The 15,892-nt window shown below is 37.0% G+C and carries 14 protein-coding genes; 8 read left to right on the top strand and 6 right to left on the bottom strand.

The features are described 5' to 3' along the window. Window position 1: 1 nt before the first annotated feature. Entirely contained in the window at window positions 2-658 is a 657-nt protein-coding gene (locus tag JM81_RS14980; RefSeq protein ID WP_089259392.1) for a CBS domain-containing protein, read from the bottom strand. A 92-nt stretch (window positions 659-750) separates the two neighbouring features. Between JM81_RS14980 and JM81_RS14975 the strand changes: the two genes are divergently transcribed. The 6 genes from JM81_RS14975 (at window position 751) to clpX (ending at window position 6,164) form a co-directional block, all read left to right on the top strand. Continuing rightward, a complete protein-coding gene (locus JM81_RS14975; RefSeq protein ID WP_144804608.1) occupies window positions 751-1,464 on the top strand; it encodes a pyridoxine 5'-phosphate synthase in 714 nt (237 codons plus the stop codon). Beyond that, window positions 1,461-2,237, top strand: a complete 777-nt coding sequence (locus tag JM81_RS14970; protein ID WP_089259390.1) for an alpha/beta fold hydrolase — start codon at window positions 1,461-1,463, stop codon at window positions 2,235-2,237. The genes JM81_RS14975 and JM81_RS14970 overlap by 4 nt, the downstream gene beginning before the upstream one ends. Window positions 2,238-2,301: 64 nt before the next feature. Then, the gene (locus JM81_RS14965) at window positions 2,302-2,649 is read left to right on the top strand and encodes a phage holin family protein (protein ID WP_089259389.1); all 348 of its coding nucleotides are present in this window, start codon (window positions 2,302-2,304) and stop codon (window positions 2,647-2,649) included. A 100-nt stretch (window positions 2,650-2,749) separates the two neighbouring features. Beyond that, entirely contained in the window at window positions 2,750-4,072 is a 1,323-nt protein-coding gene (gene tig / locus JM81_RS14960) for a trigger factor (RefSeq protein WP_144804606.1), read from the top strand. A gap of 87 nt (window positions 4,073-4,159) precedes the next feature. Beyond that, window positions 4,160-4,840 (top strand): ATP-dependent Clp endopeptidase proteolytic subunit ClpP, encoded by a 681-nt coding sequence (gene clpP, locus JM81_RS14955; RefSeq protein ID WP_089259387.1) that lies wholly within the window; start codon window positions 4,160-4,162, stop codon window positions 4,838-4,840. Between the two features lie 88 nt (window positions 4,841-4,928). Next, complete coding sequence (gene clpX, locus JM81_RS14950; RefSeq protein ID WP_089259386.1) at window positions 4,929-6,164, top strand: ATP-dependent Clp protease ATP-binding subunit ClpX; 1,236 nt, start codon at window positions 4,929-4,931, stop codon at window positions 6,162-6,164. Window positions 6,165-6,235: 71 nt separating this feature from the next. Here the strand turns inward: clpX and JM81_RS14945 are convergent, their stop codons facing one another. Both JM81_RS14945 and JM81_RS14940 read right to left on the bottom strand, forming a co-directional pair. Beyond that, window positions 6,236-6,793, bottom strand: coding sequence for a hypothetical protein (locus tag JM81_RS14945; RefSeq protein WP_144804604.1), 558 nt, complete (start codon window positions 6,791-6,793; stop codon window positions 6,236-6,238). Window positions 6,794-7,040: 247 nt separating this feature from the next. Next, the gene (locus JM81_RS14940) at window positions 7,041-8,555 is read right to left on the bottom strand and encodes a GH3 auxin-responsive promoter family protein (RefSeq protein ID WP_144804602.1); all 1,515 of its coding nucleotides are present in this window, start codon (window positions 8,553-8,555) and stop codon (window positions 7,041-7,043) included. 78 nt (window positions 8,556-8,633) lie between these two features. Between JM81_RS14940 and JM81_RS14935 the strand changes: the two genes are divergently transcribed. Further along, window positions 8,634-9,428 (top strand): DUF2797 domain-containing protein, encoded by a 795-nt coding sequence (locus tag JM81_RS14935; RefSeq protein ID WP_144804600.1) that lies wholly within the window; start codon window positions 8,634-8,636, stop codon window positions 9,426-9,428. Here the strand turns inward: JM81_RS14935 and JM81_RS14930 are convergent. The 3 genes from JM81_RS14930 to sppA are packed head-to-tail and all read right to left on the bottom strand — an operon-like array spanning window position 9,421 to window position 14,668. Further along, window positions 9,421-12,156, bottom strand: coding sequence for an AsmA-like C-terminal region-containing protein (locus JM81_RS14930; protein ID WP_144804598.1), 2,736 nt, complete (start codon window positions 12,154-12,156; stop codon window positions 9,421-9,423). The two genes, JM81_RS14935 and JM81_RS14930, sit on opposite strands and share 8 nt — an antisense overlap. Window positions 12,157-12,193: 37 nt before the next feature. Then, window positions 12,194-12,904 carry a queuosine precursor transporter gene (locus tag JM81_RS14925; protein ID WP_144804596.1) on the bottom strand — a complete coding sequence of 237 codons (711 nt, stop codon included), beginning with the start codon at window positions 12,902-12,904 and terminating at the stop codon, window positions 12,194-12,196. A gap of 3 nt (window positions 12,905-12,907) precedes the next feature. After that, a complete protein-coding gene (gene sppA, locus JM81_RS14920; RefSeq protein WP_144804594.1) occupies window positions 12,908-14,668 on the bottom strand; it encodes a signal peptide peptidase SppA in 1,761 nt (586 codons plus the stop codon). 45 nt (window positions 14,669-14,713) lie between these two features. Between sppA and folK the strand changes: the two genes are divergently transcribed. Continuing rightward, on the top strand, window positions 14,714-15,886 hold the full coding sequence (gene folK / locus JM81_RS14915) for a 2-amino-4-hydroxy-6-hydroxymethyldihydropteridine diphosphokinase (protein ID WP_261375080.1): 1,173 nt from the start codon (window positions 14,714-14,716) through the stop codon (window positions 15,884-15,886). Window positions 15,887-15,892 lie beyond the last annotated feature (6 nt).

Raw genomic sequence — 15,892 nt, 5'->3', positions numbered from 1 at the left:
ACTAGACATTTAAATATTTATCCAAATAGTCCGATCGATCTTTAAGATCTTCCAAAAACTGGTCGTCACTATTTCCAAATAATATATGGTAATTATATCTTCTAAATGTTTGTACTACTTTGTTGTAGTTATTGGTAGTAATCTTTAACGTTACCTGAATAACATCGTTCTGGGTATCGGTTATAAAACCGCCGATCAACTTGGCATTGTTACTTTCTACGATTTGCGCTATCTCACTAAACGAATAATCATTGATCCCTGTTGCCACCACTAATATACTACCTGGGTCTGTAAAAAATGGGGTATCAATAAAAACGGTAACTATATCGCTTAGATCATAATATCCCAACACTTCTTCCTTCTCACTTAAAATAGGTAAAAGGTTAGCTTCATTTCTTGCAAAACTTTCCAACACGTCTAACCAATTGGTGTCCCTACGCACAAAAAACCCTTCCAATTCATACCTGAACTGTTCTATTTCTGTACTAGGGAGCAATGCCGCAGTATCGTTTTCAGAAAATACACCTAAAAACCTACCGTCTTCTACAATAGCAACATGTGAATAGGTAGTGTCCTGAAAAAACTCCAGCACCTTTTCAAAAGTGTCCTTTATCTCGAATACGGGAATGTTGGTAATAATATGTTCTTGAATATGCATAGGCTTATATATAACGCAAAATAACAATTAATAATATCAAAAGGCGTGCCTTATTCGTATTTTTGAGGCTCCTAAAAGTTAAATACGATATAATGACAAAACTTAGCGTTAATGTGAACAAGATAGCAACGCTCAGGAATGCACGGGGAGGCAATGTTCCTGATTTACTAAAGGTTGCAAGAGACTTGGAGGATTTTGGTGCCCAAGGCATTACCATACATCCAAGACCGGATGAACGCCACATCAAGTATCAGGACGCAAGGGACTTAAAACAATTGGTCACAACAGAATTCAATATAGAAGGCAACCCTATCACAAAATTTATTGACCTTGTGCTGGACATAAAGCCAGAACAGGTAACCTTGGTACCAGACTCTGTGGACGCAATAACCTCAAATGCAGGTTGGAACACTATAAAGTATAAAGATTTTTTAATGGACGTCATCAGTACTTTTAAAAAGGCAGGTATACGTACATCTATCTTTGTTGACCCGGACCCAAAAATGGTTGAAGGAGCTAAAATTACAGGTACGGACCGTATTGAGCTTTACACCGAAAGTTATGCTGATTTATTTGTAAAAAATAAGGAGAAAGCAATTGAACCCTTTATCATTGCCGCTAAACGAGCCAATGAATTGGGAGTTGAAATTAACGCGGGCCATGACCTAAGCCTTGACAATATTGAATATTTTGCCAAAAATATTCCAAACCTTAAAGAAGTTTCCATAGGGCATGCCCTTATTTGCGAAGCGTTATATCTTGGATTGGAAAATGTAGTTAACATGTATTTACACAGACTTAAATGACACAACTTTTAAACTCGGTAATTTTAGGTGAAGGCAGTCCGTTATGTATCCTTCATGGATTTTTAGGAATGCTTGACAATTGGAAAACACTGGGAAATTCTTTTGCGGAAAATGGATTCCATGTTCATTTAATAGACCAGCGGAACCATGGCAAAAGTTTTCATTCACCAGATTTTAACTACGATATCCTATCTAACGACCTACTAAATTACCTCAACCACCACAACATTGATAAAACCAATATAATTGGTCACTCCATGGGTGGTAAAACAGCTATGCAATTTGCATGCTCGCACCCAGAACGCATGGAAAAATTAATAGTGGCAGATATTGCGCCAAAATTTTACCCGCCACATCATCAAGATATTATTAATGCGTTAAATGCCATAGACACCACAAATTTAAAATCCAGAAGAGATGCAGATGACCAATTAAAAAAACATATTCCCAATCCAGGTATTAGGCAATTCCTACTAAAAAACTTGGATAGGGATGATACTAAAAAGTTGTGCTTTAAATTTAATTTGGCCGTACTAAGTGAAAAAATGGAGGAAATTGGAGACAACATCAATAGCACCGATAGTTTCAACGGTCCAACTCTTTTCCTGAGAGGTGATCGGTCTGAGTACGTAACCAATACCGACACGGAAATAATTCAACAGCATTTTCCTATGGCTACAATAGACACTATAGAAAATGCAGGTCATTGGCTACATGCGGAAAACCCAACACAATTCCTAAACAAGTCATTGGTGTTTTTTAATAAAGAGTAACAGGTATTGACATTAGTTTTATTATATTACGGATAGAAGTTTTACCCATACAATCAAGAACATTATGAAATTAATATTAAGAATACTTTTAAGCGCTTTGGCAGTACTTATTTTAGCCCATGTTCTACCAAATGTATCCGTAGATACTTTTATGACTGCCGTTATAGTAGCGGTCGTCTTAAGTTTATTGAATATTTTGGTTAAACCTATACTAGTGGTTTTGACCTTGCCCGTAACCATACTTACCCTAGGGTTGTTCCTACTCATCATAAACGCAATTATTATTTTACTGGCAGATAAATTAATAGACGGTTTTGCCGTAGGTAATATATGGTGGGCTTTGATTTTTAGCCTTTTACTTTCCTTTTTACAATCTATCTTTTTTACACTGCTCAAAGAAGACAACGCATAGTTGCTTTTCTTTTGAAATTCAATACTTTAAAAAATTGGTTGAGTTTACAAAATGTAGTATTTTTGCATCCCATTTTACACATGCAAATAGATATTAAGGAATGAATATTACTAAAGAGCAGATAGACGATTTAAACGCAGTAGTTAAAGTTGCTATCACAAAAGATGATTACCAAGACAAGGTAGATACCATATTAAAGGACTATAAAAAGCAGGCCAATATACCAGGTTTTAGAAAAGGCCAAGTACCTATGGGCCTAATTAAAAAACAATATGGCAAAGCCGTTTTGGTTGATGAAGTGAATAAATTGTTGCAAGACAACCTTAATAAATACCTTACCGAGGAAAAATTGGATGTTCTTGGTAATCCGCTTCCAAAACAACAGGATAATTTTGATTGGGACCAAGAAGAATTAGCCTTTGAATTTGAACTAGGACTTGCACCCAGCTTTGAAGTTCCTTTAAAGACCAAAAAAGCGATAACCCAATATAAAATTGTTGCCGACAAAAAAATGATCGACGAACAAGTTGAGCGTATACAAAAGCAGTATGGCAAACTTGTAAGCAAAGATGTGGTCAGCAAAAAAGATGAGGTAAGCGGTTCCGTAACCAATGAAGAAGAAGAGATCAATACTACCGCTATGCTAGAGGTAGATCAGCTTAAAAGCAAAAAAGCAGTTGATGCTTTGGTTGGAAAAAAAGTTGGAGATGAGGTGACTTTAAAGACAAAAGGGTTGTTCAAGGAAGATCACACCTTAGCAAGTGTATTAGGCATTGATAAGCAAAAAGCTGAAAAGCTAGATATTGAAGTAACTTTCAAGGTTACGGAAATCAACGAACGTGAAGCTGCAGAGTTGAACCAAGAATTGTTCGATAAACTTTTTGGTCCAGATAAGGTAAAATCAGAAAAAGAATTGAAAGAACGAATCAAAGAAGATTCAGAAAAACAATTTGAACAACAAGCTGATCAAAAATTATTGAACGACGTTACGGAATATTTCATTGAGAATACCAAATTTGAACTACCTACAGGTTTCTTGACCAAGTGGATACAAATGACCGGTGAAGAGCCGTTAACGGAAGAGCAAGCTACCGAGGAATATGAAAAATCTGAAAAAGGATTGCGTTACCAATTGATAGAAGGTAAAATTATCCGTGATAACGATTTGCAAGTCCAATTCGATGAATTAAAGGAGTTTTCTAAAGGATTTATACGTCAGCAAATGGCTCAGTTTGGTCAATTGGACCCTAAAGAGGAAGAATTGGACAGTATAGCTGCGCGTGTTCTTGGAAATCAGGAAGAAGTCAAAAGACTCTCTGAACAATTAATGAGTCAAAAATTATTGAATTTATATAAGGAAAAAGCAAACCTTAAAGTTAAAGAGGTTACTTACGAAAACTTTGTGAAAGAAGTTTACGGATAAATTCAAACAATAAATTAAGTATCTTTACGGTGCCGGAAATGAAATTTTCGGCACCTTTTTTTACTCTAAAAAACAGATATATCATTTATGGATTACGGAAAAGAATTCAAGAATTTCGCTATAAAGGACCAAGGGATAAGCAGTACTTATTATGATGCCATTATGAGTAGCATGTATCCTACGAACATGACGCCCAACATTATTGAGGAAAGATCAATGAACGTTATAGCAATGGACGTTTATTCACGTTTAATGATGGACCGCATCATATTTCTAGGAACCGGTATTAATGACCAGGTAGCAAATATTGTACAGGCCCAACTACTGTTTTTGGCCAGTGTTGACGCAAAAAAAGATATTCAGATTTACATCAACTCGCCTGGAGGAAGTGTATATGCAGGTTTGGGCATCTATGATACCATGCAATTCATTAGTCCAGACGTAGCCACTATCTGTACCGGTATGGCCGCATCTATGGGCGCCGTACTTTTATGTGCAGGCGAAAAGGGAAAACGTAGCGGTCTAAAACATTCTAGGGTCATGATACACCAACCAATGGGTGGCGCGCAAGGCCAAGCCAGTGATATTGAAATTACCGCAAGGGAAATATTGAAGCTCAAGGATGAATTGTACCAAATTATTTCCGAGCATTCTGGCAAGGACATTGAAAAAGTCCGTGAGGATAGTGATCGTGATTATTGGATGAAGGCAGATGAAGCCTTAAAATATGGTATGATCGATGAAATTTTAGTAAGGGATAAGGAGTAAATCCGACGAAAGTATTGAAATAAGTAATTGATTTTAAACCAAAAACGAGTTTGGTTCGTTTATAGGTATAGTAAAGAGAAGATAGATAATGGCAAAGGAAAATTTAGAATGTTCGTTTTGCGGCAGAAAAAAGCCAGAAACAAATTTATTGATCGCCGGTCTGGATGCACATATTTGTGACCGATGCATTGAGCAGGCACATGGTATAGTTGCCGAAGAATCAAAGCAGACAAAAAGCAATGATCTTTCTTCTGAACTGGTGTTGAAAAAACCACAAGAAATCAAAGAGTTTCTTGATACGTTCATTATAGGCCAAGAGCGCACAAAAAAAGTAATGTCCGTTGCCGTTTACAATCATTACAAGAGGTTGTTACAACCCCCATCCAAAAAGGATGATATTGAAATCCAGAAAAGTAATATTATCATGGTGGGGCAAACCGGAACAGGTAAGACTTTAATGGCCAAAACCATTTCCAAATTGCTCAATGTACCTTTAGCCATTGTAGATGCTACTGTATTAACGGAAGCTGGTTATGTAGGAGAAGATGTAGAGAGTATTTTGACAAGACTTCTGCAGGCTGCGGATTATAATCTTGAAAAAGCGGAAAGAGGCATTGTTTTTATTGACGAAATTGATAAGATAGCCCGTAAAGGCGATAACCCTTCCATCACCAGGGATGTTTCCGGAGAAGGCGTACAACAAGGTCTATTAAAATTATTGGAAGGAACAACAGTTAACGTTCCACCTAAAGGAGGTAGAAAGCATCCTGACCAAAAGTTCATTGAAGTAAATACGGAGAATATTCTATTTATTGCCGGTGGTGCATTTGATGGAATTGAGCGTGCCATAACCAAAAGGCTTAATATGCAAGCTGTAGGTTATAGTGCCTCAAAAGCAGATAACTTTTTGGACACCACCAATATGCTTCAATACATTATACCAAGGGACCTTAAAGAGTTTGGACTCATTCCTGAAATTATTGGCAGACTACCGGTACTTACCCATATGAATCCTTTGGATAAAAAAACATTGAGAGCAATTTTGACAGAACCAAAGAACGCTATCATAAAGCAATATGAAAAGCTTTTTGCAATGGACGATATAACGTTTACCATTACAGATCAAGCATTGGATTATATTGTGGACAAGGCTATTGAATATAAATTAGGCGCAAGGGGACTACGTTCTTTATGTGAAGCCATATTCACGGATGCCATGTTTGAAATGCCCAGTACAGAGGAGAAAAAATTTAAGGTTACCAAACCTTACGCAGAAGAGAAATTATCCTATGACACCGTTAAAAAATTAAAAGCGGTATCTTAAACCTAAATAAATTATATAAAAAAAGCGAGGACAATGGTCCTCGCTTTTTTTGTTGATTTACTTTAAATATTTCAAACCACTTTTTTTGCCTGTGGAGTAATTTGAGTAACTTCCTGTAAGAGGTCCAGACATACTTTTTGTATAATCTTTTCATCGGTATATAAGGTATGACCGTAGTTAGGCAGGATTTCCATATCAATACCCAGCCTATTGGCCCAATCTTCATTAGGCTTAAATTCATCATTATTGCCATAGAGTAAATGAAACGGCACATCTGGTCGTTCATTCTTTAAGCGAATTCTTGTTGCAGAAACGTTGTATAGTGATTTAACCGGTAAACCTCTTTTTGCAGCTTCCCATACAATGGTTCCACCTGTACTGAATGCCAAATAATAACAAGGTTCTTTCTCCTTTTTTAATAAGTGGGAAACAGCGGTATCTATACCTCCGTTAACGAATGCATTATGTATATTTTCTTCTGACTGAACTACCAAATCTATATTAGCCAATTGCTGGCTGTCATAAAAAGTAATATCAAAATATTGTTGGAGATAGCCAAGGTATGAAGTAATCCACAGCCCTTTTTTAGAACCCCACATGTCTGAAACGATCACTAGTTTTTCTGCCATAATAATAGTATTTATTGTTTGGTTAAGTTTTCCTACAGCAAGTTGTGTAATTAACTTCACATTTGATCATTTAATTGTTTACCCGCTAAAATTATCGGTGTAGTTCCTGTTTAGGACGGGAAAAATGAAAAAGCTGTAGTTAAACTATTTGAACTCTTTTACATATCCAATACAAAGTTAATTCAACTTTATTTCCAATTTACAAGAATGTTGCAAATAGGTTAATAATTGGTATGTATAGAGCAAATTAGAGGTTTAATTGCAAAAGTTCCTCGATATAATCACGCTTATTCGATAAACGTGGAATCTTATGCTGACCACCTAATTTATCATTGGCCTTAAGCCAATCATAAAAGAGATTTTTTCGCGCCACGTGAACAATAGGCATGTTTAAAGTAATGTTGTTATATCTCTTTGCTTCATAATCAGAGTTCAATGACTTTAAGGACTCATCTAAAACTCTAATGAATGTATCCATATCATTGGGCATGGTTCTGAATTCAATGATCCATTCATGGGCACCTTTTTCCTTATTGACCATAAATACCGGTCCAGCGGTATAGTCCTTAATTTCAGCTCCTGTTTTTTGGCAAACAAGTTTAAGTGCTTCCTCTGCATTTTCAATGATAAGCTCTTCCCCAAAGACATTAATATGATGTTTGGTCCTACCGGTAACTTTTATACGGTATGGACTTTTAGAGGTAAATCTAACAGTATCCCCTATTTTATAACGCCATAGACCTGAATTAGTAGTAATGACAATAGCATAATTTACACCCAATTCAACTTCCCATAATGGAACCACATCTTCCCTTAACGAACCATAGGTCTGCATAGGAATGAACTCATAGAAGATACCATAATCCAACATCAACAAAAGATCATCCGCATTGTTTCTATCCTGAATGGCAAAAAATCCTTCAGAGGCATTATATATCTCATAATAATTAAAGTCACTTTTTGGTAGTATGTTTTTATACTGTTCCTTATAAGGACTAAAATTTACCCCTCCATGAAAATAAACTTCTAGATGTTCCCAAACCTGAAAAAGGTTTTCCTTACCGGTTTCCTGTAATACTTTATTCAACAAAACAAGCATCCAAGAAGGAACCCCTGCCAAACTAGTTACATTTTCCTGTACGCTTTCATGAATAATGGCCATAAGCTTACTTTCCCACTCACTCATTAAAGACACTTTATTGCTTGGCGTACTGCTGTATTCTGCCCATAAGGGCATATTGTCTATTAAAATAGCGGAAAGGTCACCAAAGAACGACCCATTGTCCTCGTACAACTCCTTACTTCCTCCAAGGCGCAAACTTTTACCGGTAAACAATTGGGAATTTTCATTGTTGTTCAGGTAGAGACATAACAAGTCCTTACTAGATTTGTAATGGCAATCCTCAAGCGCCTCGCCACTAACGGGTATAAATTTACTTTTGGCATTGGTAGTACCGCTACTTTTTGCAAATAGCTTTACTTTGGTAGGCCAAAATAGGTTTTGCTCACCTTTTCTTGTACGTTCTATAATAGGCTCAATTTCTTCATAGGAAACTATGGGTACCCTTTCCTTGAACGTACCGTATGATGCAATAGATTCAAAATCATAAGTTCTCCCTATTTCAGTATCCTCGGCAAATTCAAGCAGCTGTAACAGAACTTCTTCCTGGACTTCTTCCGGATATTTTAAAAAAAGTTCTATTTGGTGATAGCGCTTCTTCAATAGCCAAGAGGCAATGGAATTAAATAAAGTTATTGGCATTTATAGGTATCTTTGTATTGCTAAAAGTAGCGTATAAAAGCATCATTTTCAAATTGACCATACATTAAGCAAATAAACATGCAATACGAAGGAGTACTAAAAAAAATGCAAACAGAAATTGGACATCCCATTCAATATTATATGGTGTTTGAAACCGATTTTCTAAATGTAAACCAAGTACTTGATAAACAGTTGACCATAACCTTCATAAAGCACCAATGCTTAAATTGCGGAAATGACAGGCCCATTTACAGACAAGGTTTTTGTAGGACTTGTTTTTTTGAGATACCCTCAGCAGGAGATTGGATAATGAGACCAGAACTTAGTACCGCTCACCTTGATAAGGAAGATCGGGACCTTGAATATGAAAAAAGAATTCAATTACAGCCGCACATTGTTTATTTGGCCAACAGCAGCAACGTTAAAGTAGGTGTTACAAGAAAAGGACAAATACCTACGAGATGGATAGATCAAGGAGCACACGAAGCCATTGAGATCGTAGAAGTGCCCAACAGATATTTAGCCGGTATTACCGAGGTGGCCTTAAAGGATTACGTTGGGGACAAGACTAATTGGCGCACTATGTTGACCAATACCGTTGTAGACGAGAACCTGGTGGAATGGCGCGAGAAATTAAGACCACACATTCCCCAAGAAGCTTTGCCCTATTATTTGTCTGGTCGTGAAGAAACCCAATTGGAGTTTCCGGTGTTACAATACCCTACTAAGGTTAAGAGCTTAAATTTAGCTAAAACACCATCTTATACCGGAACATTAAAAGGGATTAAGGGACAATACCTAATGTTCGAGGATAATACGGTATTCAATGTTAGGGGCAGCGAAGGGTTTTATGTAGGTATCACCGTTAATTAACGGTATCCTTCTTCTTTTTTCCAAACAAGCCGCCCAATACATCTTTTGCCTTTTCCTTTATAGCCTCATTACCATTTTTTGTAGATGTTGAATCATTCTTAACCGCAGTGGAATCTTTTGGCTTTTGCGAAGTCAATATGCCACCAATGATATCCTTAGCCTTTTGCTTGCTAGAAACCGTATCCTTACTTACTGAATCTGTTTTTTGTTGATTCCCGTTTAATATACCACCTATTAAATCTTTAGCTTTATCCGTACCTTTAGTAATCAACTTTTGCTTTTCTATTTCAATTAATTTTGATGTTAATTGCTTCACCCCTGAAGTTAAGTCGGTAGAAACTTGTGGACTATTATACACCCCACCGATATTAGCGGTAACAGGAATAGTAACATCCTGTAGGGAAGGATCGTTTATTTTTGCGATCATCTTATTAACTTCCGTACCTAAATATTTGGCAGGCACCTGCAAAGTAGCCTTATAATTTAACTTCTTGTCAAATGTATGGTTACCGTCCACATTTATGGCAACATCCTTATAATTTACCGTAAAAGGTTTCACGTTTACAACACCATCCTTAAAACTTAAGGATGTCTTTAAGTCCTTTAAATTAAGTTGGTCCAAATCAATAAAATTCAACTTACCCACCAAAGCGGTGAGCAAAGGTGCAGATTCCGTATCAATTTCATCCGTAGCGATGTCTGCAAAAAGCTCTCCTGTCAAAGACAGTAAATTTGGCAATAGATCATCTGTTAAATTACCGGACAATGAAATATCCGAACTTAATTTTCCTTTTAAAATTTGTGCTATTGGTGCCAAGGATTTAAATAGGTCCAATGAACCAAACGCTTCTTGAATACCCAACTGCTCCAAGTCTAACTTCATGGCAAACGTTGGAACTTCCTGTTTTGTGGAGACCTCACCGTTAAAAGCCATTTTACCCCCAAAAAGACCAGAAGACATATTGTTCAGTTTTGCCGTTTCATCCTTTATGACCAGGACGCCGTTTACATTGTTCAAGACAATATCATCATAAAGTACCTGCTTGGCACTTGCATTGATCGTTGCATCCAAAAATGATGGAATCTTGATTTTGTTCGCTGTAGCATTTTGTCCTTCTGTGGAATTGTTTTGGGTCGTTGAAATTGACGATTCTTCATCAGAAACCATGAAATCATTCAAGGCAAAGGTGTTGGACTTTAAATTAAAATTCCCTTCCACATTTTCATCGTTGAACATAAAGCCCAAAAGATTATTTATGGTTCCCGTAATATCAAAATCAGTTTTGCCGGTGGTACCGTTTAAACTATTTAGCGTAACGGTTTTTGGGTTAAAAGTTATCCGTGCCGTACTGAACTTAACGGCATTTGCAAGTTCATCTGAGTTGAATTCAAAATTATCGACACTTAAATTACCGATAGTATTGGTTTTATCATATTGTTTGTTCTCAACGGATGCCATATCAAAAGCCATAGTAATATCGGCCTTTAAAAAACCTTTTAGATCATAGGTTGCAGGAACGGGATAAGCTTGAGAAATATTTGCCAAATTCATTGACCCGTCTACGTGCGCCTTGACCTTGGTATTCCCCATAAGTTCACTGATTGTGGAAGTTAGGTTAAACCTATCCTCATCTATCATAAAAGAGGCCTTATTGATTTCTACATACGTATCTTCCGCTATACCTGTTGTATTGTTCAATTTCACATCCAGAAATACATTACGAACGGCCTTGGGCAAATCTGGATATTTAAAAGAGGCATTATCCGATTTTATAACAATATTGAATTTTGGAATATGTTCCTCATCCACTATTCCTTTAAAATTACCGTTCACCTCAAATTCACCAGTGGTGGTTACAGTCTCTATATTCTTGGAATAGGTTTCCGGTATGACCCCTAAAAAGTTTTTAAAATCTGACGAAGGCGTCTTAAAAGTCAAGTCTACTTCTTGATTGGTTTCATTAACCTTTATAAAACCATTGAACACCAAGGGAAGTTGATTGACCAAAGCTTCATTTTTCAAAAAAGTATAGGTATTCTCATTCAGGTCTATACCAATAAGGGCATCCAGCTGAACCTTATTCCTGTTCAAATAATTTACGCTATCCATTTCAAGGGAAACCAAAGCGTTGGTATGTGTATCCAATTCTGAAGTAGCCAAGGACAAATCTCCAGTTCCATTATGCTGCACATCATCCATTTTAAAAGCTATACCAGCAGCTTGATCGGTATAATATATGCGTGAGTTTGTAATATCATAGGCCTGAAGATCTAAAGAAAAACCTTCAGTAGCGCCAGATTCCTCAACTGCCGTACTTTCAGATGGCATTGCAATATCATAATTGGCATTCTCATCCTTATCGACCACAATATTTAAATATGCGCCATCTACATTAAAATTATTAATGGCAATTGGCTCACCTGTACTTTTGAACAATTGCATAATGCCCATGGTCAAACCAAGATCTTTTGCCGTAAACAAGGTGTCTCCTTCAAAGGGTGCCTTATTGATCAATACCACATCCTTAAAGCTTACTTCTGCATTTGGAAAGCTACTGATCAAGCTTAAATCCGCATCGGCAAAGTTTAATGTGGCATTCACGTTCTTATTGACATTATTCTTGACTATATCACCAATTTTAGCCTCCAAAAAAAACGGAGCGGCAATTAAAACCGCAATAATCAACACTACAATGGCACCAACAATCTTTACTATTTTCTTACCCATAATTTGTATACTTCTTTTTATAATGACCAAAGGTCTTTTAAAAATCCAAGTCTAATTCCTCATTTGGTTTTAGATTAAAACGTTTCCTCATTATATATACGAAGAAATAAAGAAAAGGGGTGTCAATAAATGCTATAAAAATCTTAAAAATGAATCCACTGACCACCAAACCAAAGAATAAATCCCACGGTAACACCTTAAAGACACATAATAAACCAACAACGGTAAACGTATCTAGAAATTGCGATAAAAAGGTCGAGAAATTATTTCTTAACCATAAATATTTTCCTTGAGTAAGTTTCTTCCAAAAATGATATATCGCCACATCTACATATTGGGCCAATAAATAAGCGATCATAGATGCCAAGACAGCTATGGGCGACAGGGCAAATACCTTTGTAAACGTTTGGTCGTCAATTGGGGACGAAGGTATTGCAGGTGCAATATCGGCAACAATTATAATCCCCATTGAAAAAAAAGAAGCAAAGATACCGGCGGTCACAATTTGGTTTGCCATTTTACGGCCATAAATTTCGGATATGAGATCGGTTATCAAAAAAGTAATGGGGTATGGCAATATACCAACGGATACTTCAAATAAGGAAACTCCAAAAACCGTCAGGTTACCAAAAGGGTTCCAATAAAAAAACTTTTGAAATATGAGGTTGGAGACCACTAAAGAAGTGATGAACAATGCCCCAAGATACAAGTATATACGTTGTGCCAGTCTCTTATCCCTAATTGTCATCGTTTACTTGATATCTAATGCAAAAGGCATTCTTGCCTGTATCCTCTTTCGTTCTTTAAAAGATTGCAACTCCTTTAATATCATAAATGCCTCATCCCCTATTTCTTTTTTGATCAATGTCTCCTTAAATTGAACGCTAGCCCCTTCCAAGTCTTCCATAAAACGCTCAAAGCCACTTTTATACTTAGGGAATTTTCTAATACCATAAGTTTCCAATCCTGCAATTTCCGCAGCGGCTTTAATGGCATCGTCCAAATTACCTAGCTCATCTACCAAGCCTACTTCCACGGCTTCGGTTCCACTCCACACCCTACCCTGCGCCACGCTATCTACCTGTGCCATGGTCAGGTTTCTTCCTTGGGACACCCGTTCAAGAAATGTTTGGTACGTATCTTCAATACTCTCCTGAACCTGATTTTTAAAGCTTTCCTTCATTGGCTCAAAAAGTGAGTAGTCTATAGCATTGGCATTGGTACCTACCTGTTCTGCGTTTATACCGATATCCCCTGCTAATTCCGTCAAATTGGGAATGGTCCCAAAAACACCTATAGACCCGGTAATGGTGGTAGGCTCGGCAAAAATCTTGTCAGCTCCCGCAGCAATATAATAACCGCCAGAAGCCGCTACGTTACCCATGGAAACCACCACGGGCTTTACCTCTTTGGTAAGGGCAACTTCCCTCCAAATAATATCTGATGTCAAGGCACTGCCCCCCGGTGAATTTACCCTAAGGACGACTGCCTTTACCTTTTTGTCCTCACGCGCTTTTATGATTGCCTCGTTTATAATGCCTTGTCCAATGATATCCGGACCGCCTTCACCATAAAATATTTCTCCTTGAGCAAATACTATTGCAATCTTATCGTCACCTTTCTTTAGTATTTTTTTGTTCGAATATTTGACATATTCGTCCAAAGTGCTGTAATTAATATCCTTATTGGTAGTTACCCCCAGCGCATTTGATAATTTACCTTCATATTCATCATAGAAGAGAATATCATCTATCAAGCCAGACTTTATGGCATATTCCGGAGTTCTACCCCCCAAGGTATCCGCAATTATATTCAGGTCACTTTCCGTTATAGACCGATTTCTAGATATATCGGTTACCATAGAATTCCACAAGGAATGCAACAATTCTGACAATTGGGTCCTATTATCCTCACTCATGGAATTTTCCAAATAAGGCTCAACCGCACTTTTATATTTTCCGTGTCTTATAACCTCCATTTTTATCCCGGATTTTTCCTGCAAATCCTTATAATAAAGAACTTCCGTAGATAGTCCCTTAAAATCCAATACCCCAACCGGATTGATAAAAACCGAATCTGCAACACTAGCCAAATAATAATCTCGCTGCATATAAAAGTCGGCATAGGCATAAATAAATTTACCGGCAGATTTAAAATCTTCAAGTGATTTACGTATGGCCTGTGTCTGGGCCAGGCCAGCTATAATAAAATTGTTATTGATACTGATCCCCTTAATACGTTCATCGTTCTTAGCAACCTCTATAGCATGAATGATTTCATCCAAACCTTGGGACTGTTCAAAAATACCTGCAAATGGATCTACCTCATTAGTTCCTGTATAATCTGAAATTGGACGTTGTAACTGAAGTTCCAAAACAGAATTTTTCTTTACAGACGCCTCATCCTCACTTGCACCTACCAGACTAATGAAAATCAGGAACATTACGAACAAAATTCCAAAAGCAAACAATGAGCCTAGAATGGAAGCCAAAAAATTTCTCAAAAAATTCATGCAAATCTTAATTTTAAATCCACTTCAAAGATAACTAATGTGAATATGTTTTCTTTATTTTGTCCTGACATTATGGGAGTATATAAATCTGCATTTTTATCATTAGGAAGTAATTTAGGACAGCGAGATATCCTGATACAAAAGGCTATTTTTGAAATTGGAAGACAGGCAGGTGAAATTAGACAGGTTTCTTCCTTGTACGAGACTCCGGCATGGGGCTTTGAAGGAGAGGATTTTTTAAATGCATGTGTAGAGATACAGACCACCCTATCCCCAACGGATCTATTACAGGTTCTTTTAAATATTGAAAATTACTTTGGCCGTTTAAGAAAAGAAGGGGACGGCTACCAAAGTAGAACATTGGATATTGACATCATCTATTACGAAAAAGAGGTCATACAAACGGCCCAACTTACCGTACCACATCCTAAAATGCAGGAGCGAAAATTTATTCTAAAACCTTTGGCCGATATTACTCCACAGTTTTACCACCCATTGCTCAACAAGGATACCAGAAATCTTTTAATGGAATGCAAGGACAAAAACCCAATTGTTAAATTCCATAAAAAACTATTTACCAACCGGCACACCTTCTTTTCCAGTTTGGAATATATTGCCATAGAAGGGAACATAGGCGCAGGAAAAACTACCCTGGCCACAAATATTTCAGAAGATTTCAATGCAAAGTTAATTTTAGAACGATTTGCTGAAAATCCGTTTTTGCCCAATTTTTATGAGGATCAAGCACGGTACGCCTTTCCGCTGGAAATGTCTTTTTTGGCCGATCGCTACCAACAATTTACGGAAGACACCAACCAGTTAGACCTTTTTAAAAGCTTTATGGTCAGTGACTATGACATATACAAATCCTTAATTTTTGCAAAAGTGACCCTACAGCAAAACGAATTTGAACTTTATAGAAAAGTATTCAACTTTATGTACAAAGAGGTAAAAAAACCCAGGATTTACGTTTATCTATACCAGACCACCGCACGTTTAATGGAACAGATCAAACAGAGGGGCAGGGATTATGAGCAAAATATTGAGATGTCCTATCTGGAGCGCATCAATAGGGGGTATTTTGATTTTTTAAAGACCTATCCCAAAGAAAATCAACTAGTTATAGATGTTAGCGAATTGGATTTTGTAAGCAGAAAAGAAGATTACGAAAACATCTTGATGCAAATAGAAAACTTTGCCCTTTCTACGGTACGTTAAGATATT

Origin of the sequence: Maribacter sp. MAR_2009_72 (assembly GCF_007827235.1) — a bacterium.
Lineage (GTDB): Bacteria > Bacteroidota > Bacteroidia > Flavobacteriales > Flavobacteriaceae > Maribacter > Maribacter sedimenticola.
This window is presented reverse-complemented; position numbering and strand designations above follow the sequence as displayed.